General features: G+C 54.3%; 1 protein-coding gene. It reads left to right on the forward strand.

Features of this window, described 5'->3' with window-relative positions:
- Positions 1-129: 129 nt before the first annotated feature.
- A complete protein-coding gene (locus tag FME68_RS12895) occupies positions 130-1,653 on the forward strand; it encodes an IS1634 family transposase (protein WP_328287860.1) in 1,524 nt (507 codons plus the stop codon).
- Positions 1,654-1,669 lie beyond the last annotated feature (16 nt).

Genomic DNA, 1,669 nt, shown 5'->3' on the forward strand with positions numbered 1-1,669 from the left:
AACCTGACTTGGCTCACGGTTAGGTGATGAAGGTCACCCTTGACATTGTGGCCTGGAGGTTTGGTGTTGTGGCGGTTATTTTTTCGGCACTAAGCGGGTATCGGCGGGGGTAGCCGGTAGTCTGATTTTGTGAGTCCATACATTCGCACTGTCAAGACCGCTTCCGGGGCGACGGCGGTTCAGGTGGTGTGGTCTGAGCATCGAGGGTCGAAAAAGCTTCAACAGGTCGGATCAGGACACTCACCTGATCAAGTTGAGCAGCTTAAAGCCCAGGCCCGGCGTCTTATTGATGCAGATCAACTCACCCTTGATCTTGGAGTAGAGCCTTCAGCAAGCAGGGGAACCGCTGATGACCCGGTGCCGGTGACAGCACAGCGAGCTGGTTACTTGTTGGACTGTATTGATGCGTGTTTCAACGAGTTAGGTCTTGCTGTAGCAACTGGTGATGATCAGGTGTTTCGGGATCTGGTGCGCGCTCGGTTGATTAATCCTGGTTCGAAGTTTGATTCGATTGAAACCCTGGCTGAAGTTGGGGTGACAAGCGCAAGCTACGCCACGATTAAACGCCGACTACCTGGCTTTGCTACAGATGCCTTCGGCGAAGGATTAACCCAAGTGCTGGCGCATCATGCAGGTATCGGTCCAGGCACATTCATCTTGTACGACGTGACCACCTTGTACTTCGAAACCGATACTCCTGATGAGCTTCGCAAACCCGGATTTTCCAAAGAGCGCCGTATAGAGCCGCAAATCCTTGTCGGGCTGCTTACTGATGCCACTGGTTTTCCACTACATGTTGGAGCGTTTGCCGGAAACTCGGCAGAAACCCACACGATGCTGCCGATGATCACACGGTTCCAAGAGGCCTACCAACTCGATGAAGTCACCGTCGTTGCTGATGCGGGCATGTTTTCAGCGGCGAACAAACAAGCATTGATAGATGCAGGCCTGCACTACATCTTGTCGGTGAAAACCCCCACCGTGCCTGAGGTGATCGAAACCTGGCGGCGGGAAAACCCCGGTGACGACTACACCCACGGCCAGATCTGGACGCAAGCCTCGGCAAGTGATGGGCGCAAACACGCTACCCCGAATTCGGTGACGCATTACCAGTACTCTCACGACCGGGCTAGGCGCAGCCTGCGCGGAATCAAAGAGCAAGTCGCAAAAGCCAAACGCGCTGTTGACGGCGATATCGCAATCAAGCGCAACCGATATATCGATCTTTCCGCCCCGAACAAGAAGGTCAACTACGCTCTTGCTGCCAAACACCGAGCCCTAGCCGGGATCAAAGGCTATGAAACCGACCTGACCGCTCTTCCCGCTAGTGAGGTTATCGGGCATTACCGCAGGCTATTCAACATTGAAAAGTCGTTTCGGATGTCGAAATCAGACCTGAAAGCACGCCCAATCTACGCCAGGAAACAAGACTCGATCACAGCCCACCTCAACATCGTCATCGCAGCCCTAGCCGTGGCCCACCTGATGGAGACCCGCAGTGGTCAATCCATCAAACGCCTCGTGAGAACACTCAAGAAATACCGCAGCTTTCAACTCGTCGTTGGCGGCGAAACCATCCACGCCGCAGTACCACTACCCCCGGAAATCCAAACCCTCGTCAACACCATCACCACCCCAACCCTTCGGCACTAATTTGAGCCAAGTCAGG

The organism is Corynebacterium hiratae (assembly GCF_009708045.1).
Classification (GTDB): Bacteria; Actinomycetota; Actinomycetes; order Mycobacteriales; family Mycobacteriaceae; genus Corynebacterium; species Corynebacterium hiratae.